The sequence below is a fragment of the Novosphingobium sp. Gsoil 351 genome, from assembly GCF_009707465.1.
Lineage (GTDB): Bacteria > Pseudomonadota > Alphaproteobacteria > Sphingomonadales > Sphingomonadaceae > Novosphingobium.
This window is the reverse complement of sequence record NZ_CP046120.1, coordinates 2273330-2296288: the sequence shown is the minus strand read 5'-3', so window position 1 is coordinate 2296288 and position 22959 is coordinate 2273330. Positions and strand designations below refer to the sequence as shown.

Annotated in this window: 17 protein-coding genes and 1 pseudogene; 10 read left to right on the top strand and 8 right to left on the bottom strand. The window is 66.1% G+C overall.

The window, feature by feature from the left end; genetic code table 11:
* Positions 1-12: 12 nt before the first annotated feature.
* From GKE62_RS11030 to GKE62_RS11020, 3 genes are all read left to right on the top strand, one after another.
* Entirely contained in the window at positions 13-405 is a 393-nt protein-coding gene (locus tag GKE62_RS11030) for a terminase large subunit (protein WP_195908351.1), read from the top strand.
* A gap of 466 nt (positions 406-871) precedes the next feature.
* Positions 872-1978 carry a helix-turn-helix domain-containing protein gene (locus GKE62_RS11025; RefSeq protein ID WP_154692289.1) on the top strand — a complete coding sequence of 369 codons (1107 nt, stop codon included), beginning with the start codon at positions 872-874 and terminating at the stop codon, positions 1976-1978.
* 98 nt (positions 1979-2076) lie between these two features.
* Positions 2077-3486, top strand: coding sequence for a S41 family peptidase (locus tag GKE62_RS11020; RefSeq protein ID WP_230206644.1), 1410 nt, complete (start codon positions 2077-2079; stop codon positions 3484-3486).
* Positions 3487-3587: 101 nt separating this feature from the next.
* Here GKE62_RS11020 and GKE62_RS11015 read toward each other — a convergent pair whose 3' ends face one another.
* Complete coding sequence (locus GKE62_RS11015; protein ID WP_195908350.1) at positions 3588-4058, bottom strand: CHRD domain-containing protein; 471 nt, start codon at positions 4056-4058, stop codon at positions 3588-3590.
* A gap of 235 nt (positions 4059-4293) precedes the next feature.
* Here GKE62_RS11015 and GKE62_RS11010 point away from each other — a divergent pair, with 235 nt between their 5' ends.
* Both GKE62_RS11010 and GKE62_RS11005 read left to right on the top strand, forming a co-directional pair.
* Complete coding sequence (locus GKE62_RS11010) at positions 4294-5397, top strand: DUF47 family protein (protein ID WP_230206643.1); 1104 nt, start codon at positions 4294-4296, stop codon at positions 5395-5397.
* Entirely contained in the window at positions 5397-6410 is a 1014-nt protein-coding gene (locus tag GKE62_RS11005) for an inorganic phosphate transporter (RefSeq protein WP_154692286.1), read from the top strand. The genes GKE62_RS11010 and GKE62_RS11005 overlap by 1 nt, the downstream gene beginning before the upstream one ends.
* 46 nt (positions 6411-6456) lie before the next feature.
* Here GKE62_RS11005 and GKE62_RS11000 read toward each other — a convergent pair whose 3' ends face one another.
* Positions 6457-7473, bottom strand: a complete 1017-nt coding sequence (locus GKE62_RS11000) for an alpha/beta hydrolase (RefSeq protein ID WP_154692285.1) — start codon at positions 7471-7473, stop codon at positions 6457-6459.
* The gene (locus GKE62_RS10995; RefSeq protein ID WP_195908349.1) at positions 7470-8684 is read right to left on the bottom strand and encodes an MFS transporter; all 1215 of its coding nucleotides are present in this window, start codon (positions 8682-8684) and stop codon (positions 7470-7472) included. The genes GKE62_RS11000 and GKE62_RS10995 overlap by 4 nt, the downstream gene beginning before the upstream one ends.
* 77 nt (positions 8685-8761) lie before the next feature.
* Between GKE62_RS10995 and GKE62_RS10990 the strand changes: the two genes are divergently transcribed.
* Entirely contained in the window at positions 8762-9667 is a 906-nt protein-coding gene (locus GKE62_RS10990) for an alpha/beta hydrolase (RefSeq protein WP_154692283.1), read from the top strand.
* Between the two features lie 27 nt (positions 9668-9694).
* A complete protein-coding gene (locus GKE62_RS10985) occupies positions 9695-10699 on the top strand; it encodes a substrate-binding domain-containing protein (RefSeq protein ID WP_154692282.1) in 1005 nt (334 codons plus the stop codon).
* Positions 10700-10719: 20 nt separating this feature from the next.
* Here the strand turns inward: GKE62_RS10985 and GKE62_RS10980 are convergent, their stop codons facing one another.
* Positions 10720-11649 carry an alpha/beta hydrolase gene (locus tag GKE62_RS10980; protein ID WP_195908348.1) on the bottom strand — a complete coding sequence of 310 codons (930 nt, stop codon included), beginning with the start codon at positions 11647-11649 and terminating at the stop codon, positions 10720-10722.
* 147 nt (positions 11650-11796) lie between these two features.
* Here GKE62_RS10980 and GKE62_RS10975 point away from each other — a divergent pair, with 147 nt between their 5' ends.
* The 3 genes and pseudogenes from GKE62_RS10975 (at position 11797) to GKE62_RS10965 (ending at position 17269) form a co-directional block, all read left to right on the top strand.
* Positions 11797-14139 carry a TonB-dependent receptor gene (locus GKE62_RS10975; RefSeq protein ID WP_195908347.1) on the top strand — a complete coding sequence of 781 codons (2343 nt, stop codon included), beginning with the start codon at positions 11797-11799 and terminating at the stop codon, positions 14137-14139.
* A gap of 5 nt (positions 14140-14144) precedes the next feature.
* A pseudogene (treF, locus tag GKE62_RS19005) lies at positions 14145-16611 on the top strand (alpha,alpha-trehalase TreF).
* Between the two features lie 97 nt (positions 16612-16708).
* On the top strand, positions 16709-17269 hold the full coding sequence (locus GKE62_RS10965; protein WP_154692279.1) for a cytochrome b: 561 nt from the start codon (positions 16709-16711) through the stop codon (positions 17267-17269).
* Between the two features lie 19 nt (positions 17270-17288).
* On the opposite strand, the gene GKE62_RS10960 is transcribed toward GKE62_RS10965, so the two are convergent.
* The 4 genes from GKE62_RS10960 to GKE62_RS10945 form a co-directional block, all read right to left on the bottom strand.
* Positions 17289-19967, bottom strand: coding sequence for a M1 family metallopeptidase (locus GKE62_RS10960; RefSeq protein WP_230206641.1), 2679 nt, complete (start codon positions 19965-19967; stop codon positions 17289-17291).
* A gap of 82 nt (positions 19968-20049) precedes the next feature.
* Complete coding sequence (locus GKE62_RS10955) at positions 20050-21408, bottom strand: ATP-binding protein (RefSeq protein ID WP_230206640.1); 1359 nt, start codon at positions 21406-21408, stop codon at positions 20050-20052.
* Positions 21408-22142 (bottom strand): response regulator, encoded by a 735-nt coding sequence (locus GKE62_RS10950; RefSeq protein ID WP_154692278.1) that lies wholly within the window; start codon positions 22140-22142, stop codon positions 21408-21410. The genes GKE62_RS10955 and GKE62_RS10950 overlap by 1 nt, the downstream gene beginning before the upstream one ends.
* An 18-nt stretch (positions 22143-22160) precedes the next feature.
* Positions 22161-22757 carry an EF-hand domain-containing protein gene (locus GKE62_RS10945; RefSeq protein WP_154692277.1) on the bottom strand — a complete coding sequence of 199 codons (597 nt, stop codon included), beginning with the start codon at positions 22755-22757 and terminating at the stop codon, positions 22161-22163.
* Positions 22758-22959 lie beyond the last annotated feature (202 nt).

Here is a 22959-nt window from a genome sequence, read left to right as displayed (position 1 = left end):
TACATGAAAGCGATGGGGTTCGACATTGCCGCTGCGATCAAGGGCGCAGGCTCAGTCGAGGACGGGATCGAGTTTTTGAAGAACTACGACATCGTCGTGCATCCCCGCTGCAAGCACCTGGCAGACGAGCTCGTCATGTACCGTTGGTCGACCGATCGTCAGACTGGCGTTATCCTGCCAAAACCGGCCGATGCTCATAACCACGTCATCGACTCTTTGCGCTACGGTCTAGAGGGGGTCCGCAAGGCCTCTGCCGGCGAGCCGCGGATTTCTACCTCCGGTCCGCGCGTCAGTTTGGCCAGGCCCGGTGCCATGGGTCACGACCCGTTTCGCAGGCCCGAGATCGACGTGACGAAAGGGTGGGGGACGGTGCCGTCGCGCCGGTCCGGGATCTTGTGGGACTGAGCTCGCGAAAGCTGAGCGTGCCGATCAACGAGTGTTGTGGTGGCAAGAGGCGACGCCAAACAGCGATTCTTGTCGGGGCACTCAGTTTACCCGTACTTGGCAACGCGCGTTCCCGTTTCTGCTCGGGTGAATTCCCGTTTTGCGTTTACGGGAAACCCTCCCGAACCGCGCAATTCCGGGCTCTGGCGCTACTAACTTGATGCGATTAAAGGCGTTTAGGCGCGTATTTCCCGATATATTCCCGTTAAAGCGGGAAATCTGGTCGGAGACGGGTTCGGCGCTGACTAGGTGGCGCACCACACAGTCCTGGAACTCCTCACTCCAGGACGCCCACTTATCGCTTCGAGCGTTTCACGTTGCCCCGGGCCGGTGGACGGTCAGCGGCGATGGCCGTCGATCTCAAAGGCGTTGGCCGCCGTGACAGTTCGCCCTTCGACGGGCATTTGCGGCATGCTAGTGACCCGCCATGGTCCAGGGTCTCGTCTACGGCTGGCGATCGGCCATTCTCTCTGTTGCATTCGCTCAGTTGCTGCTGCTTGCGATCGCACTTCTCCGACCGATTCAGAACCGAATAGCCAACCGAATACTCGCGGTTCTTCTAGTGGTACTTGCCGGGGTGATCACGCCGTGGATGATCGGCTTTGCGGGTTTCTACGACCGGTGGCAGTGGCTCAGCTTCGCGCCGTTTGCCATATCTCTCGCGATTGCTCCGCTGACCTACTTTTACGTCGTTTCGCTGACCACCGGACGCTTGCCGCAACGAACGTGGTTCCATCTCGCGCCGGCCGTCGTCCAGTTCACCTATCTGGCAGGAGCGTTCCTCTTGCTTCGCCAGCCCTTCAAGAACGATTGGCTGACGCAATCCTCGCCAACACATGACCTGATCGTCAATCTCGGCGTGGTCCTCGGTTTGGGTACATACGGCGGCTTGTGCCGGTCGTTGATCGGCCAATACCGCACCAGATTGATCCGGCAGCGGAGCGACACCCATCGCCTGATGCTTGGCTGGCTGAGCCGGGCCGTAGCGGCGCTGTTCGTGCTGCTGGCCATCTGGGCGACCTACGGCATCTGGGATTTGATCCGGCCGCTCGGGTATTTCGGGCTTATGGGATTGTACGCGGCCATTGCGGCGTTCGCGCTCTTCCTGGGCATAGAAGGCTGGCGCCATTCGACCGTGCCTTTTCCTACTTTGGCCGAGCTCCAGATATCCGAACCCGGCACGACCGATTGGTCGGGCAAGGCCGGGGAATGGGCCGGCAGGATCATTCGCGAGCGGATCTTTGCCGACCCGGAACTAAGCGTGCCCAAGCTTGCGAAGATCCTTGGCACCAACACCTCTTACGTCTCGCGCGCCTTCAACGACGGTTTGGGCGAAAGCTTTTCGGCTTATGTAAACCGGCTGCGCTGTGAGGATGTCGCCGAGCGCCTGCGCCAAGGGTCAGCCGGCGATCTGCTCGATTTGGCGCTGGAAAGCGGGTTCAGTTCAAAGGCGAGCTTCAATCGGGCTTTCAAAGCGACCTTCGGCGCCAGTCCATCGGCTTATCGCCAAGCTCACGGCTCAAGTCGCAAATAATCGCCGAAAATGCGCGATATGAGGCGCACCGTTATCGCTGCTCTGGCAGCGTCGGCGCATGATGCACTTCACTCGACGATCGATGCTGGTGTCCGGCGGTGCCGCGATCATCGCCTCCCACGGCCTTCGAGGCCACACCATCCGCCGGCGAATACCGCCAGGACATCGAGATCGTGCGGCGCACACTCGCGCTGCACCCTGGGGTCTTTCGCTACCAGACACCACGGAAGCTGAGCCAGCACCTCGCACGCCTGGAGCGGGACTTTGTCGGCGCGGGGAGTCTGGAGCAGCGCTTTCTGGTCCTCTCGCGGTTCATGGCAACCATCCGCTGCGGTCACAGCCAGTGCAATCCGTACAACCAGAGCAAAAGCGTCGTGCAGTCGCTGTTCGAACGCCCGACCAAGCTGCCGCTCGAATTCGACTGGATCGCGGGACGCATGGTCGTGCTCGCCGACCGCAGCGGGACGGGCCTGCTTGCGGGCACCGAGATACTTACTATCGATGGCGAGGCGGCTCCCCGGCTGCTCGAGCGTCTCGTCCCTTACGCCAGGGCCGACGGATCGAACGACGCCAAGAGGGTCGCGCAGATGGCCATGCGCAACATCGATCGGTGGGAAACCTTCGATATCTATCAGGGCCTCATTCTGCCGCCGCGCCCGGCGGGTTTCCACCTGAGCTACCGGACGCCCGATGGTCGGCTCGGCGCTGGCGATTTCAAAGGTGTTACGGCCGAACAACGACGCGCAAATCGTCACACGCTCGAGACGGACGGCACCTCCGAACCGTTCTGGACGTGGGAGATGGAGGATGGCGTCGCGATCCTCACCATGCCGAGCTGGGTCATGTACAACAGCACATGGAAGTGGGAGCCATGGCTCGCCGACCGCTTGGCCAGCCTGCGCGGGGCGAAGGGACTGGTCATCGACCTGCGCGAGAACGAGGGCGGCAATGAATGTGGCAACGCGATCTTCGCCCGCCTCAGCGACAAGGATCTCCAGTTCGAAGGCTATCGGCAGCTGGTGCGGTACCGCCGCTCTCCCCAGGAGCTCGATGCCTATCTCGACACATGGGACGCCAGCTTTCGCGCAATCGGTGAAAATGCAACCGACGCAGGAGGCGGCTTCTACGAACTGGGTCGGGAAGGAAGCGATACGATCCCCTCGATCACTCCGCGCATTACGGTGCCGGTGGCGGCGCTGATTGGCCCGGCGTGCAGCTCCGCGACGTTTTCATTCGCCCGCCGCGCACGCGAATCCGGCCTGGTTCGCCTGTTCGGAGAACCGAGCGGCGGCAACTTGCGCGGGATCAATGGAAACGGCTACTTTTTCGTGCGCTTGCCGGCGAGCGGGTTGGAGTTCGACATGCCGATCATCGGCAACTTTGCGCAGACGCCGCAGCCCGATCGAGGCGTAGTGCCCGATGTTCTCATCACGCGCAGCATCGCGGATATTGCCGCCAAGCGCGACACACCCAAGGCGGCCGCGAAAGCGTGGGTCGCTACTTTGTAGGCGTCGCCGTGGGGAAATGAAGGTGTCCGCGCTCGGCGGTCATATGCCGACCCGAATGGTTACAGTCGAAATCACGCGGTGAGGCCGGAGGGACATGCAAGCTACTTGCCCAATTGTCCTCGGATCGCTCCCTTTGGCAGCTCGGTCGTGTGCACGTTGACGTAATATGCGCCCGGCTCGGCCAAGAGCCGAGCCGCCAGATCGGAGGCGATCGGCGTGCAGCCGGCGATGTTTTCATCCGCGTCCAATGTCAGGTTGACCACCGGCTCACCCGCCTTGCCGGCCGCCCCGACGTGGATATGCGCCATCGTGACCGGAGCGAGGTGGTGATATTCGACCTTGTAGCACAGCTTGCCTCCCTCGATGGAGATAGCCGCCGAGCCGGCACCATCGGGATCGCCATCGTCCGGGACCTCCAGGTCACCGACCAATGTCGCGGTGAGCTTGCCCGAGGTGGGCGCGACCGATGCCGCCGCGGCCGGCTCAGGCGCAGCCGCAGTCGCCTGGGCTTGCGCAGGCCCAGCCTGCACCGCGACAAACGCGGCCGTGAGGACAAGGTGCAAAGCTTTCATCGGCATTCCGCTCCCATAAGGCGGAACTGCTCCCCGCGCTGACTGCGACTCGACGCGGCGTCGGCTCCCTTACGCAGAATGCGCTCGCATTGCCTCGCCTTCAAGGCGGTCATAGCGTTGAAACGGGAATTTGGCCTGTGGGCATCTATGGCGATGATGTTGCGGTCTTGTGACGAAGAACTACGGCGGATTGACCGAAGCTCGATAGGACCCAGCCATTCGCCAGATAGCCGCCTTGCCCTATCGCACGACTGGGAACGGGGTGGTCAGTATCCTGCTCGTCACCTCGCGCGAGAGCAAGCGATGGGTCGTACCGAAAGGCAACCGAGGGAGCTCGGAAGTTCCTCACATCGCCGCCGCGCTCGAGGCGGAGGAGGAAGCTGGGGTGCGCGGCGCGATGTGCCCGATTCCGCTCGGCCAATATCGCTATCGAAAGCGCCGCAAGACGGGCGCCTCCTTGATGTTCGACGTCGATGTCTATCCGCTCGCGGTCAGCGAGGAGATGCCTGATTGGAAAGAGGCGGGCGAGCGCACCCGGCGCTGGTTCAATCTGAGCGAGGCGGCCGACATGGTCGAAGAGCCCGATCTCGCCAATCTGATCCGCTCGTTCAACGCCGCCGAATTTTCCAAAGCAACCAAGCGCAAGACGATCATCTCGGTGGTCGCGCAAAAATCGAGGGTGGGTCCGATGTTTGCCTGGTTCCAGCGCCTGTTGCCTACGACAGGCGACTTCTTCGAGCTCTTCGAATCGCACTCACGCAGCGTGGTCGCCGGCGCAGACGCGCTCGGCCGGCTGTTTCGCGAGGGCGGGGCGCGCGAGGAACACATTCGCGAGATCAACGAACGCGAGCACGACGCCGACAACATTATCCGCGAAACCCTGCAAACCGTGCGGCGCACCTTCCTGACCCCGTTCGACCGCGGCGCGATCACCTCGCTCATCAACGCAATGGACGATGCGATCGACGAAATGCAGTCCGCCGCCAACGCGGTGGACCTCTACGACATCACCGACTTTGAGCCCGAGATGGCCGACATGGTCGGTATCGCGATCGATTCGGCGCGGGTGATGGCCGAGGCGATCCCGCTGCTGCGCGACATCTCGAACAACGGAGGACGGCTGCACGAACTGACCGAGCGGCTGGTGCGGATGGAGAGTCATGCCGACGAAGTCCATCGCGCCGGGCTCAAATCGGCGTACCGACGCCACTCCGCCGAACCCGGTGGAGCGATGGCGTTCACCGTCAAACGTGAAATCTACAAGCACCTCGAACGCATCGTCGACAGCTTCGAGGACATTGCGAACGAGATCGACGGCCTGGTCATTGATCACGCCTGATGCACGAACTCGCGTTCCCGCTGCTGGCCGGCCTGATCCTGATCGCGTTGGCCTTCGATTTCCTCAACGGGCTGCACGACGCCGCCAACTCGATCGCGACGGTGGTGGCGACGCGCCTGCTGGGTCCGGTCCAAGCGGTCGGCTTCGCCGCGTTCTTCAACTTCGCGGCCTATTTCCTGACGCTGGCTTTCCCGGCGCTGCACAAGGTCGCCGATACGATCGGCAAGGGTCTGATCGATAAGGATCTGGTCACACCAGGGGTGGTCTTCGGCGCGCTCATCGGGGCGAGCTTCTGGAACGTGGTGACCTGGTTGAAGGGCATCCCTTCGTCGTCGAGCCATGCGCTGGTCGGCGGGCTGATCGGCAGCGGCGTCGCCCACGCCGGGCTCGGCGGGGTGCAGTGGACCGGCCTCAACAAGACGCTGATCGCGATCGTCCTGTCGCCCACTCTGGGCATGATGTTGGCGTTGCTCATCATGCTTGTCAGCAGCTGGATGATGCGCCGTGCCACCGCGCGCGGGGCTGAGCGACGGTTCGGCATGCTGCACCTGATCTCGTCCGCCGCCTATTCGACCGGACATGGCCTCAACGATGCGCAAAAGACGATGGGGCTGATTACGGTGCTGCTATATTCCACGGGCTATCTGAGCGGGGACTTTCAGGTGCCCCACTGGGTCTCGATCTCGTGCTATGTCGCAATCTCGCTCGGCACGCTGACCGGCGGCTGGCGGATCATCGAGACGATGGGCAGCCGGATCACCAAGATCGACCATCACCAGGGCTTCGCCGCCTCGACCGGGGGATCGGTCATGCTGTTTGCCGCGTCGTGGCTGGGTATCCCCGTTTCGACCACGCACACCATTACCGGCTGCATCATCGGTGCAGGCGTGGCGAGAAGAGCCAGCGCGGTGCGGTGGGGCGTGGCGCAGAACGTCGTCACGGCGTGGTTGATCACGATTCCGGCCAGCGCGGCGGTGGGGGCGCTTTTTTACTGGCTTACCACGCTGTTCTGACGCCTTTGGGCCGCCGGTCGCCTGCAGCGGTCACTCGCCTTAGTGCTCAGCGCGCGCGAAGCCGCCGTTTCAGGAACTTCGCCATCAACGCATTCGCCTGGGCGGTCTCCGGAACGTCCATGTAGGCCCAGAAGGCGTGCGGCAGCCCGTCGAGCACGACGAGGCGCGCATCGACGCCCTGCTCGAGCAAGGCACGACCGAAGATCGACGTCCCGCTTAGCAAGGAATCGCGGGTGCTGCTGACCAGCAGGGTCGGCGGGAAGCCTGCGAGGTCGCCGTGAATGGGGGAGAGGATCGGGTCCTTAACGGGAGTCGTACCGATATAGGCGCCAATCGCAGCGGCTAGCGTCTTCTCGCCGGTTGGCAGCGGCATCCAGGATTCCGAATCCCCGCTGACGCTCATGTCCGCGCTGCCCGAGAAGAAGCCCAGCGCCGCAGGCATCGGCCGCTTGAGGCTGGCCAGCTTTGCGATCAGCTCGGCACCGAGGACGGCGCCGGCCGAGGTGCCGTAGACCGCGATCCGCGAGGGCGCGCGATCATGCTCGAGCGCCTGATACACGTTCAGCGCATCCTCCAGCGCGGCGGGATAGGGATGCTCGGGCGCAAGGCGATAGAGCACCGAGACCACCGGCAAGCCGGTCAGCGCGGCGATCGGGATCGTTTCGGTCTGCGAACCCGAATCGACCTGGAATCCACCGCCGTGGAGGTTGAGCAGCACCGGCCCGCGGCCCAACGCGGTCATGCCCTTGGGATACACGATCCGCACGGGCACCCCGGCGATCGTCGCTGCTTCGACGCGGGCGCCGTGGCGCTTTTGGAGTTCGGCACCCATCGCGTCCTGCATCGCGCCGATCATCTGCCGCTGGATGGCGACCGGCGGCATCGGATTGGGCAATGGCGCGCTGGCCAATGCCGCGACCGCCGCCCGTCCTTCGGGACTGACGGTCTCGGGCACGGTCCAAGCCATCATGTCGGGTGGTGCAGCCCGCGCCGTCTGCGCCAAGGCAGGGGCAGCCAGGACCGCAGCCACTAGGAATGCCAGGCCGTAGGTCTGTTTGTTCATGCTTCCGCTCCTGAAGGCGACAAGACGGCCGCCGGCGTCTTTGTCGGCCACGCCAGCGGGATCGCCAGCGCCGCCAGCGCGGCCATGGCCAGGTAGGCGACCGATATCCCCCACGACCACAGCAGCCCCGATCCCGCAGTGGTTACCGCGAGCCCGAGACCGAGCAGCACCGCGTAGAGTCCTTGCGCCGCGGCGCTCGTCTGCACCGGCACCCGCCGGGCGATGACGAGCATCGTGCCGAGGATCGCGCCGGTCGAGGTGATGCTGTGGAGCAGTTGCGCGGCGACCAGCACCCCGAGGCCGGGATTGTTCGCCATCACGATCCAGCGCAACGTCGCCGCGCCAGCCGCGATGCAGATCAGCAGGCTCGGATCTCTGCGCCCAAGCGCTTTCGACCCGAACCAGAACGCGACGATCTCGGCGCTGACCGCCAGCGCTTGGAGCAGGCCGATCATCCCCGTCGAGATGCCCCGCTCGCTCCACTGGATCGCACCGAAGCTGCTCAGCACGCCGTGGCTGCCCATGATCATCGCGGCCGCGACCATCGCCCGCATCAGCTTGCGGTCGGCGACCACGTCGCGCCAGTTGCCCGTGGTGCCGGGCTCGACCGTCGCCATCTGCCGGTCGGGCGGCAGCAATGGCGCGACTGCTGCGGGCAGGAGCAGCAGCACGGCGACGAGTAGCGGCAGCGCCTCGATTCCGGTCAACCCGAAAACCCACCCCGCCGACGCGGTGGAGATCACCACCGCGATCGAGCCCCACACGCGCATCCGTCCGAAATCCAGCGCCTTGGCGCGCACCGCCATCACCGCATAGGCATCCGTCAGCACCGGCAGCTGGTCCCACATGATCGAGAAGGCCAGGACCACTGCGACCCGGCCCGCATAGCCCGGCTGACCGAGCAGCAGCGTTATGATCGCGGCCGACACGATCGCCGTGACCATGATCGAATCGCGCACCCGCCCGCGGCGCCCGGCCCAGGCCGAAAACGGCGCGACAGTCAGCAGGCGGAGCACGAGCGGGATCGCCAGCAACACCCCGATCTCGCCCGGCGCGGCACCGGTATGCTTCAGCCACAACGGAATGAAGGCGAAGAAACCGTAGTGCAGGTAAAGCGCGAGATAGAGCCCGGAAACGCCCAGAAAAAGTCGACGCGACGTTCCGTCGTCGGCAAAGCCAACCGGGGCTTCAGCGGCGGCTGGGTCGCTCATCGTCATTTCTCGCTGGCCCACTTGTATTGCCTTTTCTTCTGATTGATAACGATGTCATCGGAGGAGAAACGAGAGCCATGCTTGATAGCGACATTGCTGCAGCGCTGGGCGTACCGCCACCGATGCCAGCGCTGACGGCCGATATCGTTCCGATGATCCGGGCGGGCATGACGGCTGCCGCGGCGGGGTTGCAGGGCACCCAGCTCGCCGAGGTCCGCGATTTCGACGCCGACGGCGTGCCGGTGCGGCTCTATCGGCCGACGACCGAGGCCCGGTTGCCGCTGCTGGTGTTCCTCCACGGCGGCGGCTGGATGCTCGGAGACCTCGATACCCACGATGCAATGCACCGCCACATTGCAGCGCGTGCCGGGTGCGCGGTGCTCGCCGTCGGCTATCGCCTGGCGCCCGAGCATCCATTTCCCGCCGGGCTCGAAGATGCCGCCGCGGCGTTCACCTGGGCGCGACGCGAGGCGGAGGCGCTGGACTGCGACTCGGCGCGCATCGCGCTGGGCGGCGAAAGCGCCGGCGCGAACCTGACCGCCGCGATCGCCTTGCGGCTGCGCGATGCGGACAAGCCGCAGCCGTTGTTCCAGCTGCTGGTCCATCCGGTAACCGACATGGGTTTCACCCTGCCGTCGATCGACGATGTGGCGGCCCCCGGGCTGACTCGCGACTATCTCGAAGCTTGCCGCGACCTGTACCTCGGCGGCGGCGACATCGGCGATCCCCTGGTCTCGCCCCTCCGCGCAACCGACCACCGCGGCCTCGCCCCGGCGATCGTGCTGACCGCGTCCGAGGACCCGCTGCGCGACGACGGCGAGTGCTACGCGCGGGCGCTTGTCGCGGCGGGTGTCGAGACGCTGGCCATGCGCCTCCCCGGCCTGCCGCACGGCTTCCTGTTTCTTCCGATCGGCATTCCCGCGGTGGGCCGGTCGTTCGATCTGGTCGCGCGCCTGGTCGGCCGCTACTTCGCCAATCCCTGAAGGCTCTTTCCCGATGCGAGTAGCACGATGAACAAGCCCGGCGATCCTGCGGAACGCCCAACGATGGAGCGGGTCGCCGAACTGGCCGGCGTGTCCAAGATCACCGTTTCGCGAGCTTTGCGCGGGAGCGAGCTGGTTCGCCCCGAGGTGCGCGAGCGCGTCACCCGGGTGGCCAAGCAGATCGGCTATCGCGTCAACGTCGCTGCACGCAGTTTGCGGACGCGCCGTTCGCGCACGATCGCGGTTGTGATCGAGCAGCTCGACCGCGGTGATCGACCGATCGCAGACCCGCTGTTGCTCGCGATGATCGGCGGCCTGCTCGAGGCTCTGACGCCGGCCGACTACGCGATGCTGCTGACCACCAACGAGCACTTCCTCGCCGCAAGCGCGATGGGCGCCGACGGGGTGGTCATGCTCGGCGAGGGCGAGGGCGGCCACCGGCTGGCGCAGATCGAGGCGTTCGGACTGCCGATGGTCGCCTGGGGAGAGCCGGTCAGTGGAGTCAAAATCCCGGTCGTAGGCAGTGCAAATCACGCCGGTGGCAGGCTCGCTGCCGAGCATCTGGTGGCCAAGGGACGCAGCCGGATGCTGTTCCTGGGCGACAACCAGCACCCGGAAGTCGCCGCACGGCTGGCGGGGTGCCGCGAGGTCCTGGCCTCGAGCGCGGCGATGCTCGCCGGCGTGTTGCCTTGCGCGTTCACCGCCGAAGCGGGCGCGAGGGCGGTGGGCGCGGCGATCGCGGGCGGCACCGCGTTCGACGCAATCTTCGCCGCAAGTGATTTCATCGCCGCGGGCGCCTCCGACGAGCTCGCGACGCGTGGCTTCACCGTGCCCCGCGACGTCGCGGTAGTCGGTTTCGACGACGCGCCCATCGCTTCGGCCCATCGGCCCCCGCTCAGTTCGATCCGTCAGGATGGCGCCGCCGCCGGCCGCGCGCTCGGACGGGCCATCGTCGGGCTCGTCGAAGGCACCGCTGACGGAAGCTCGGAGCAGCTCCCGGTCGAGCTGGTCGTTCGCGAGAGCAGCGGCTGACGGACAATTCCGGTGCCTAGTCACCGCAGGTGCTTTTTAAAGAAGCGGTCGAGGAGCGCGAAGGTCTCCCGCGATTCGGGCAGACCGACCGCCATATGGTGCGCGTGCCAGATCCCGTCGAAGAGGACGAAGCCGGCTTCCGCCCCCGCAGATAGCAGTCGGCGGTGCATCACCGAGCATGCGCTGGCGGCGAAGTCGCGCGTGCCCGAGACAAGCAGGCTGGGCGGGAACCTTGCGAGGATTCCCGGGTGGTTGCCGGGAAGCACCAGCGGATGGTCCATGTCGGCGCCGGCGAAATAGGGCAGCTGGGCGGCCGACGGTGCGGGGCCGGGGTTGGCGCGCAGCGCGAAGGCGGACGAGGTCGCGGCCGAATCGCCAGCGAAGTCCAGCCCAGCCCCATGCAGCATCGCGATCGCGCCAGGCGTCGGTCGGCCCTCGACTACCATCCGCGCGACCGTCTGCGCAGTCAGCATGGCACCCGCCGAGCAACCGTAGAGGCCGATAGCAGATGGCTCGAACCGGCTCAGGAGATCGGCATGCACCGCCAGCACATCGTCGACCGCCGCCGGATAGGGATGTTCGGGCGCCAGGCGATAGTCGACCGCAATCACCTCCATACCGGTGATTGCCGCCACGGGCACCGCCTCGAGCAGCGCGCCTGCGCCAGAGCCCCACATGAAGGCCCCGCCGTGCAGGCAGATCAGGACGCGTTCGTCGGTCGCTCCGCCAGCCGGTGTCACGACGTGGGCCACGACACCGGCAATCTCGCGCTCAGCGATTTCGACCGCGAACGCCTTCACGGCATCGTCGAGCATCCGGCGATTGTAGGCCCCGTAGTGCAGCCGCAGATCCGCGAGCTCCGCGGGCGCGGAGGCGAGTAAGGCGTCAGCGACGAACATGGCTTTCGCCTCGCCGCTAACCCAGTCAGCGAATTGTCGCGGATCGATCATCCTCGCTCCCATCTGCTATCGATAGCAGACCTGCCTTGCCGCCAAAGGATACACGGAATGCCTCGCATCACAAGGGCTATTGACATCGATACCAATCATGTGTGATTAGGCGGTCAATCGCACAGCATGCACCCTTGGGAGGGATTAGTGAACTCGAAGCGCTCCACACTTCTCGTCGTCCTTGCGCTCGGCGGCAGCGCTCTGCCCGGTATGGCGCTGGCTCAGACCGCGCCCACGGATTCCGTTTCAGGCGCAGATGACGAATTGAGCGCATTGGGCGACATCGTCGTCACCGCGCGCCGCCGCGAGGAGAACCTGCAGGATGTGCCGATCGCGGTCACCGCGTATACGGCCGAGACGCTACAGGCCAAGGCGATCACTGACCGCACGTCGCTCGCCGACAACACGCCTTCGCTGTTCACGATCAACGGCGGCTATCCGCGTGAGTTCGCGTTCTTCGCGCTTCGCGGCCAAGGGCCCGCGTTCGGCTCTACCCCGGGCGTCGTCAACTACTTCGCCGAAGTGCCCAATTCGGTGAACGTCGACGGTCGGGTCGGCACTTATTACGACCTCGCCAACGTGCAGGTGCTGGCCGGCCCGCAGGGCACGCTGTTCGGCAAGAACGCGACCGGCGGCAATATTCTGTTTGAGCCAATGAAGCCGCAGAACGGCAACGGCGGCTACGTCCGCGCCGAATACGGCAACTACAATGACCGCCGCATGGAGGGTGCGGTCAACGTGGCAATCGTGCCCGACACTCTCCTGCTGCGTGTCGCTGGGGAAGTCGGGCGGCGCGATGGCTACACCAAGGACGTCGGGCCGTTCTTCAACGGCAAGGACTACGACAACCTCGCTTACGAGAGCTTCCGCGTCGGGCTGACCGTGCGGCCGACCGACCGGATCGAGATTTACACCGTCGGGCGCTACTACAACTCGCACACCAACGGGGGCGGCACCGTGCTCGGCGCTTTCAACCCCGCCGCCGGGTTCGACGCGAGCGCGTTTGGGCTCGGCTTCCTGCCGGTGGCGTTCTTCTATCCGAGCATGCTGACCGCGGTCGCCGATCAGGCCGCGCGCGGGCCGCGCCGTGTCTCCTACAACCTCAACCAGTTTTCCGACACGCGCTATTGGCAGATCATCAACCAGGCGACCTTCGAGCTAAGCGACGCGCTCAAGCTGAAGAACGTGATCAGCTATTCCGAGCTCAAGACGATCTACGGGTACGATTACGACGCCACTGCCAATCCGCTCTCGAGCCAGACCAGCCAGGTCAACCCGGCGAACCCCGGCCTCTTCAAGGGCGGGCGAGTACCGACCTTGGCACCGACCTTCTTTACCGAAGAACTCCAGCTCCAGGGCACCGCGTTCGACAAGGCGCTGACCTTCACTTTCGGCGGGTTCCTCGATCGGCAAAAGACCAAGCTGCCGGCAGGCATCGCGGAATACACCTTCTTCCCGGCGGGAACGTTGGTGCCGACGCTGTCGGCGATATTCGACGCCGAGAACAGTAGCGAGGCGGTGTTCGCCCAGGCGACGCTCGAGCTCGGTCGGGTCGCGCCGGCCCTTGAAGGTTTCAGCGTCACTGGCGGACTGCGCTACACCTGGGAGCACAGTTTCTCGTCGACGGCCATCGGCGTTCCGACGGCAACCACGGGCTCGGTCGATGACGACTATCTGAGCTACACCGCGACGCTCGACTACGACGTCTCGCGCGACGTCCACGTCTATGTGACCGCACGCGACGCATACAAGTCGGGCGGGTTCAACGGTCCGGTTCCGGCATCGTCGCCATTCCGGTTCTACCCGGCAGAGAAACTGTCCGACGTCGAGATCGGGCTGAAGTCGCAGTTCGACCTGGGCGGTCTTGCGGGCCGATTCAATGTCGCCGCCTACCGTGGTATCTACGATAACATTCAAAGGACCACGGTCGAGACCGTCAACCTGCCGACCGGGCCAGCCCAGCTCAACGTCACGCGCAGCGCTGCCAAAGGCAAAGTGCAGGGCTTAGAGGTTAACGCCGCGATCGTCCCGGTGACTGGCCTCACCCTCACTGGCAGCTACTCATACATCGACGCGAAGTACACCAAGGTTGCCGATGCCAGCGCCGGCGCGATCCTTAACGGCTCGCCGTTTCCCTACACACCGAAACACAAGTTCTCCCTGGGCGCGAGCTACGACTTGCCGCTGGGTTCGACGGGGGATCTTCGGGCGGGGATCAACTACGTCCATCAAAGCAAGTCGTCGACCGCGCAGACCAATTCCTCGTTCTATCGCTTCCTCCCAGCCTATGGGCTGTTCAATGCCAGCCTCGATTGGCGCAACGTCGGCGGCCGCCCGCTCGACATCGGCGTGTTCGTCAACAACCTGACCGACGAGACGAAGCCGGTCGGGGTACTCGACCAATACGCCGGAAGCACCGGCACGGTGGGCCTGACCTACAGCGAGCCGCGGATGTACGGGGTGCGTGTCGGCTACCGCTTCGGAAGCTGAGGCCGATGACTGGCGCGAAGCCGCCGCAACCGCCCTTCGCGCTGACGGTCAGCGCGGAAGCGCGAGCGGTGATGACCCCGATGCTGACGGCAAACCCGGCGCCCGAAATGACCGCCTCGCTGATGCGCAACCCGGTGACCCGCAAGGCCATCCGTACGGCCGCGGCGCTCCGTTTGCGTCCTCTGAACAAGGGGCGCGCAAAGCGTTACGGGGTGGACGTCGCCAAGGCGCGCATCGCCGGCGTGGCGGTGAAGCTGGTGCGTCGCAGGGGCCTCGATGCCGAGGCAGAACAGCGCCTGCTGATCAACTTCCACGGCGGCGGGTTCATGGTCGATTCCGGCTCGCTTACCGAAACCATCCCGATCGCCGGGATGACGGGCATCCCCGTGGTATCGGTCATGTACCGCATGGCCCCCGAGCACCCGTTCCCCGCTGCAGTTGACGATGCCTTGGCGGTTTACAGAGATGCGCTCGCGCGGCGGTCGCCCGGATCGGTCGGGATTTACGGCACCTCGGCTGGCGCGGTGCTGACGCTGCAGTTGTTGGCGCGGATCAGGGCCGAAGGACTGCCGATGCCCGCAGCGGCCGGGTTCTTCTCGGGCAGCGGCGACCTTGCGCTGGCTGGCGATTGCGAAGCGTTCCTGCCTTCGATCCTGGCAGATCGCTCCGCCCCCGACACCCTGGCGGACTACAGCGCGGGGACCGAACGGACGAACCCGCTGTTGTCGCCGATCTACGGCGATCTTTCGGGCCTGCCGCCGATGCTGGTGATGACCAGCACGCGCGACCAGCTGCTCAGCCAGACCGTGCTCGCCGACCTCGCGCTGCGCCGCGCGGGGGTGCAGACCGATCTGCGCGTGTACGAAGGCATGATGCACGCCTTTTGGGCTTGGATCGAATGCCCCGAAACCGACGACGCCCCTAGCTGCGCAAGCAGCCTTCTTTGCCAAGCAACTCGTCGGGTGACCAAGACCCAGGCCACTCCCCAAGAGCTTTACGGGCCGCTGCTCGCCGCGGTGCAGGAGCGCGACATCCTGGCCGACGGCAAAACCTTCGTCGATGCAGTCCCGAAACGTTCGATTGGTGCGATCATGGCGGATTTCCGGCAGTTGCCGAACGACGACGAGGCGCTGGCGCGGTTCGTTTCCGCGAACTTCAATCTCCCTCCCTCGACAGCCGGAGCCACCGTCCCATCGGCCGATCCCGCGGTGTCGTTGCGCGACCACATCCGCGCCATGTGGTCCGATCTTGCGCGCGATCCGGCAGACGGCGCTACTTACTCCTCGGCGCTGCCGGTCCGCCACCGTCATGTCGTGCCGGGCGGGCGGTTTCGCGAAATCTACTACTGGGACAGCTACTTCACGATGCTCGGTCTCGTGCGCGATGGCGAGACGGAACTCGCCAACGGCATCGTCGACGCGATGACCGATCTCATCGAGGAGCACGGTCACGTCCCCAATGGCGCGCGTACTTACTTCCTCGGCCGTTCGCAGCCGCCGTTGTTCCACATGATGGTCGCGCTGCTCGACGATCGTCGCCCCGATGTCGCGCTTCGCCGCTTGGACGCGATGAAGCGCGAGTATGCTTGGTGGATGGAAGGGGCCGATGACATCGGGCCGGGCGAACGCTGCAACCACGTGGCGCGCCTGGCCGACGGCAGCCTCGTCAACCGCTACTGGGATCCGAGCGGCACCCCACGCGACGAGAGCTGGCGCGAGGATATCGCGACGGCCGCCGCAAGCGACCGGCCAGCGCGAGAGGTCTATCGCGACCTTCGGGCCGGAGCGGAGAGCGGCTGGGACTTTTCCTCGCGCTGGCTGGACGATTCTTCGCTCTCCTCGATCCGGACTACATCGATCGCTCCGGTAGATCTCAACGCATTCCTGTTTGGGCTGGAAACGGCGATCGCGCAAAGCGGCGATACCGATGCCCCCGCTTACACAAGGCGGGCGCAGGACCGCCAAGCAGCGATCCAACGGCATTTCTGGGACGGATCGCGCGGGTTCTTCGCCGATCTCGATCTCCACCACGACCAACGCCGGCCGCAGCCCAGCGCCGCCGCGTTGGCGCCCCTTTGGTCGGACTCGCCACGCAAGTCCAAGCCGATGCGATCGCGCAATGCGTCCGCGGCCATTTCCTCGCCCCGGGGGGCCTGCGGACGACGCTCGTCGAAACCGGCGAGCAGTGGGATAGGCCCAACGGCTGGGCCCCGCTGCAGTGGATCGCGGTCACCGGCCTGCGCCGCTACGGCCATGGCGCGCTCGCCCGCGAGATCGTGCGGCGGTGGGTGACAACCGTCGACCAGACCTACCGGCGCCATGGCCTTGTCTATGAGAAATACGATGTCGAGGCCGGCGCAGTCGGCGCGGGGGCGAGTACGCGCCGCAGACCGGGTTCGGCTGGACCAACGGCGTCATCGCCGACTTCATCGATTCGTGCGACGCGGTGGTCGGCGCGGAGATTGCGGAATAGTCCAAGCTCGCAGCAAGGAACCTAATCCAAGCACGGCGATGGCAGCCGTCGCGATCCACGGCTTGCGGTGGCGCTGATCGCGCCGCACCATAGGGCGATGGGAAACCAGGCCGGATCCGTTTGCTCGACCTATTCGCGCACAGCGATTCTGCTGCACTGGGGAATCGCGGCGTTGGTCCTGACGACGATCCCGATCGGCTGGTATGGCGCGGCCTACGATACCGACAGGGCGCAAGCGGCGATCGGCCTGCACAAGTCGATCGGGATGATCATTCTGGCGCTGTCGCTGGTCCGGACCGGCTGGCGCCTGAGCCACAGGCCACCCCCTCTGCCCACGACCATAGCGCCCGCGCTACGGTGGGCCGCGCGCGCGACCCACACCGCGTTCTACGTGCTGCTGCTCGTTCTCCCGCTGAGCGGCTGGTGGATGACCTCAGCGGACCACGATCGGGACGCATTCGGCTTCGGGCCGTTCGCCGTGCCGTTCCTGCCGGTCCCGCGCGGCGAGGCATCGGCCGGACCCGCGCACTTCGTCCACACCAATCTGGCGTGGCTGATGATGGGGCTCGTCACGCTGCACATCGTCGCGGTGCTCAAGCACATCCTGTTTGACGATGAGCAGGACATAGTCGCGCGAATGCTCCCCGCGCCAGACTGACTTCGGGCACCCTTCCGCGTTATCTCTTGCCGGCCAGCCACGCCTTGGTCCCCGCAACTTGCGCGGCGGTATCGGCCAGGCGCTGGCGGATCTGGCCGAGCACGCGGGCCACCGGCTTGCGCTGGTCGGGCTTGAGGCCCGCGCCATAAGCTTGAAGCGCGGTCAGCGTGGTTGGATCCTGCGCGGTGGAGGCGAGCCCAGCGAAATAGCTCGCCTGCGAGGAATCGTCGACCAGGGCCTCGATCTGGGCGCGGTGCGCCATCGCATATCCGAACGCGAGGTCGGCGTGTCCTTCGGCGACCGCGCGGACCATCGCCGCGCGCACCGTCGGCGGAGGCGTGTCGGTCAGCGCGAGATCGAGCGTGGCCTGCGCCAGCGCCGGATCGCTGGCGCGGCCGAGCAGCCCGAAATAGGTCGAGCGTTCGACCAGAGCGGGGCTCGACTTGGCCAGCGCGGCCAGCGCGTCCCATTCGGCGCGGGTCGCGTTGCCCGCCACGATGCGCAACCATTCGGTCTTGAGCGGCCCGTCGAGCGCACGCGGGTCGGCGGGGAGCCGGGCGAAGCGGCGGCGGGCCTCGGCGACGACCGCCGGGTCGCCCTGCTTGCCCAGCATGGCGATCAGGCCGGCGCGCAGCTGCGCCTGCGGCAAGGTCTCGCCGGTGCGCGGCTCGAACCCGAGCGCGACCATCCGCGGGCGCCACTGACGGGCGATCCGCGCCCCGAGGCGCGCCTGCTCCGCCGGTTCGGCGGCGAGGCTGTCGTAGAGCTTGCCCCACTCGTCGACGGCGCCGGCGGCGACCGTCGCATCGCCCTTGACCGGAACCGCTGCCAGCAGATCGAGCGCCGGAGTCATCGGCTGATAGCTGGCGCGAGACAGCGCGAGGTTGTCCTTCACCAGACCGAGCTGATCGATCGGCGCCAGCCTGGACAGGTTTTTGGTCAGGCCGGCGAGCGTCGGGGCGGGATAGAGCGTGCGGAAATAACCCAGCTGGCCGCCGTTGACGACGACCGGCGCGCAACTCGCCACGGTCGCTTCGGCGCGACCATCCTTGAGCACGATGCGGGTCGGCTTGCCCCCCCGCGGCGTCAGCAGCAACGGCACCCGCCAGCGCAGCGGCTGCGCGGCGACATCAGCCTTGCGGTCGCGACTGAACTGGCTCTGTTCTAGCACCAGCCGGGTATGCCCTCCGACGCACCGCGCCTCGGCGACGCGGACCAGCGGGATACCCGGCTGGTTGGTGAAATCGCTAGCGATCGCAGTGAGGCCCGGCGCGCCCGCCGCCTCCACCGCATGCCAAAGGTCCTGCGTGGTCGCGTTGCCATAGGCACGATCCTTCATGTAGGCGCGAAGGCCGCTGCGCCAAATGTCCGGCCCGGCATAGGCCTCGAGCATAGAAATCACCGCCTCGCCCTTGGAATAGGTGATGGAATCGAAGGCTTGGTTGGTTTCCTCGACGGTACGGATCTTCTGGACGATCGGATGGGTGGTCACGAAACCGTCCTGGCCCATCGCTGCCTCGCGCCCACCGACACGGTCGAGCAGCGCGTTCCAGCTAGGGTTGAAGTGGTCGCTGGCCTTGGTCTCCATCCAGCTCGCGAAGCCTTCGTTGAGCCACAAGTCGTCCCACCAAGCCATCGTCACCAGATCGCCAAACCACTGGTGCGCAGTTTCGTGCGCAACCCCGGTGTAGATATTCTGCTTGCCTGCGGCGCTGGTCAGCGCGGGATCGTTCAGCAGGAAATACTCGAAGGTGAAGATCGCCCCCCAGTTCTCCATCGCCCCGAAGAACTGCGACTGGCCGGGACCGGTCACCTCGTCGAGCTTCGGCAGTGGATAGGGCTGCGCGAAATAGTCCGAATAATAGGGGACGAGCTCGGCCAGCGAATCGAGCGCGTAGCCGCCCTGGGGAATCTTGCCGCGCGGCACGACGACGCCGACTTCGGTGCCGTTGCTCGCCTTCCGCGCTATCCGTTCGAAATCGCCGGTCCCGAAGAACAGCAAGTACGACGACATCTTCGGGCTGGTCGCAAACGTCACCCGCTTGCGCCCGCCGCTCAGCTGCTCCTCGCGCGCGACCGGCATGTTGCTGACCGCCATCTGCGCCGCCGGCACGATCGCCGAAAGGTCGAAGGTCGCCTTGTAGCTGGGCTCGTCGAACAGCGGCGCGAAGCGGCGCGCGTCAGGTGCCTCGAACTGGGTGAACAGCCCGCGCCGCGGTTGGCCGGTAGCGGTGTCGTTGTAGTCTAGCGCGAACAATCCGTTGGCCTGGGTGTAGATTGTCCCGGAATAGCGCGTGGTCAGCGTGTAGCGGCCCGGCGTGATCGGCGAGGGCGCGGCGAAGCGGGCAAGCTGGTTGCCTTCGTCGAGCGCGATCTTGAGCGGGATCGCCACGCCCCCCGCCGCAGGTACCAGACGGGCCTCGGCAATCTTTAGGTCGACTGCGTGAAGCAAGAGTTCGGACGTTTCGGCGAAAACCTCGATCTCGGCGCTGCTCTGGCCGGCAAAGGTCAGGTTGGCAGCGTCGGGTTCGATCGCGATCGCATAGTGCAGCGGGCGTGCAGTCCGCGGCAGGTCGCTGGGCACTGATTTGGCAAGCGGCTGCGGCGGCGTTGCGGGCTGAGCTGAGGCGACTGGCGTGAGCATTGCCGTGCCTGCGAGCAGGAGACTGGCGGCCAGCGCCACCGTGCGGATAGTCATGAAGTTGCGATCCCGTAACGTTTTCGTTCACGGCAAGCGAATAGCCAAACATCCGCGCATTTCTAATCGCTTTCGACGAATGTCACACCAGCGGTAACGAAACGCTAGCGATCAGTCCCGTCCCATCGCGCCGATTGGCCAGGCGCAGCGCTCCGCCGTGCTGCTCGGCGACCGCGCGGGCGAGAGTCAGCCCCAGACCCGCGCCGCCCGTGGCGGAGTTGCGACTACCCTCGAGGCGAGTGAACGGCTCGAGCATCCGGACGATCTCGTCCGCGGGAATCCCGGGGCCGTCGTCCTCGATCCGGATCACCGCCATGCCGCCTTCGCGGACCAGGGAAACCCGGGCGCGTTGGCCATAGCGCAGCGCGTTGTCGATCAGGTTGCGCAGGCCGCGCCGCAGCCAGGTGGCGCGTGCGTGCAGTACGATCCGCGGACCTTCGGCGATCGTCACTGGCTTGCCCTGGTCCTCGTATTCTTCGACCACCGCCGCCGCCAGCGCGCCGAGTTCGGTCGGTTCGAGTGGATCGGAGGGACGCCCGACGCGCGCGAGGCTGAGGATGTCGTCAAGGCTGCGGTTGATGTCCTCGATGGTCGCCGCCATCTTGCCGCGCTCGGCATCGTCCTCGACATTCTCAATCCGTACCCGCAGCGCCGCCAGCGGGGTCTTGAGATCGTGGCCGATCGCGCCGAGCATGACGTCCTTCTCATCGAGCAGCGTGGCGATCCGCGTTTCGAGTGCGTTGTGCGCGGCGATCAGCCGGCGGACGTCGTCGGGGCCTTCGACGGCGAGCGGTTCGCTTCCATCGCGGGTGCCGGCAAAGCGCTCCATGCGCCGGGTCAGCGCCGCCAAAGGCCGGGTGATCCGCCGCAGGACCAGCGCCACCGCGCCGATCAGCACGGCATACGTGAACAGCGCCTGGAGCAGGAGCGAGCGCAGCAGGCGACGCTCGCCCGGCGGCACCACCACGCGCGCGCTCAGCCATTGGCCATCGGTGCGGCGGAGCGCGGCCACCACCAGCTCGCTGGGCGGCTCGTGCATTCGGCGCACGACTCGATCGTGATTTCGAGCGAGCCAATCGCGTGCATAGGCATCGCGCGCCAGGGGGCGGTCGAGCACGACAACTCGGTCGAAGGCCACTCCCTCGCGAGTGAGAATATCCGCCAGCGCTATCTCGGCGCGGGTGTCGCGAGCCTCGCCGGCGAATTGGGGCGACGAGGCTCCCACCCGCAGCCCCATCCGCTCGCCTCGCGCGATCGGCCCGGGGCGGTCGCGCCCCTCGCCCCCGGTCAGGCGGAACGCAGCCGCCGAAACCAGCGCGGCTTCGCGTCGTTCAGCTTGGGCGCGATAGATCAGCGCCGCGCTGACGCCCTGCGCGATCAGCAGCGCCACCGCGATCGCGAGCAGCAGTTGACCTTGCAGGCTTCGCGGCCAGACCGGCACTAGGCAGGCACCCGGCGCACATCGGCGGCAAACAGGTAGCCGCCGCCCCACACCGTCTGGATAAGTTGGGGGTTCTTGCTGTCCATTTCGATCTTGCGGCGCAGGCGGCTGACCTGATTGTCGACCGCGCGATCGAAAAGATGCGCCTCGCGGCCCTGGACCATATCGAGCAGGCGGTCGCGATCCAGCACCTGGCGGGGGTGATCGAGAAAGGTCAGCAGCAGACGGAACTCGACCGAGGAAATCGCCACCACGGCGCCTTCGGGATCGACCAGGCGGCGCTTGAGCGGATCGAGCCGCCAGCCCTCGAATTCGTAGTCGTACTCGTCGCTGGCCGGAGACGGGCCGCGATTCGCGCGGCGCAGCACGCTGCGGATACGGGCGACCAGCTCGCGGGGGTCGAACGGTTTGACGACATAGTCGTCGGCACCGATCTCGAGCCCAACGATGCGGTCTGTCGCCTCGCCGCGGGCGGTGATGAAAATGACGGGCAACCGGCGCGATTCGACCAGGTGGCGGCACAGCGACAGGCCGTCCTCGCCCGGCATCATGATGTCGAGTAGAACCAGGTCGGGGACGTCTTCGGCTAGGCGGCTGCGCGCTTCAGCCGCGGTGCCCGCCTGGGTCACGGCAAATCCCTGGCGGACCAGATAGTCCGCCAGGGGTTCGCGCAGCGCGGATTCGTCATCGACGATGAGCAGCCGGGTTGGCGCAGATTCGGTCGGAGCCGTCACGCCGCGCCCATCAAGACCTTACTGGTCGTCGCCGGCCGGAGGTGGCGGCATGTCACCGCCCGGGCCGTTGCCGCGCATCCGTGCGCCCATCGCCTGCATCGCGGCCTGGCGCTCCGCGCGGTTCACCTGGCCATCCTTGTTGGCGTCCATCCGGTCGAAGCTCTTGAGCGCCGCGGCCAGCGCTTCGTCGCGGGTCACCGCGCCGTCGTTGTTGGTATCCGCCATCCGCAGCATCATGCCCGCGCCTCCCATGCGTCCGCCGGGGCGACCTCCTGGACCGAACATTGCACCATGGTCCATGCCGGCGTGCTCGCCGCCCGCACCCGAATGCGCGGCGAGGAACTCGGCGCGGCTGATCGAGCCGTTCTTGTCGGTATCGATGCGATCGAACATCTGGCCGGTCCGCGCCGCCTTGTCGGCTTCGTTGAGCACGCCATCGCCATTGGCGTCGGCCTTGGCGAAACGCTCGGCGACCTGGGCCTGGACTTCGGCGCGAGTGATCGTGCCGTCGCCATTGGCGTCGGGGCCGCGCTTGGCATCGCCGGGCGCGGCGATCAACGCGGTGGCGCTCATCGCCAGAGTGGCTGCGGCCGCAGCCAGAGTAAACTTCTTCATCGCGAACAACCTCCTGTTTCGCAGAATGCGTGAAGCCATGCCCGAGGTCGAACGGGAAGGGGGAGGGAAGCGACCGACCCGGACACGGCTTCGGCAAGCCTTCTAGGCCCCCCGTGTCGCGCGACTATGCCGGGGCCAGCCACTTTTGTCGCGATTTGTCGCAAACGTCGCCCGTCGTTCACCGCGGGGAAAGCCAGGCCGC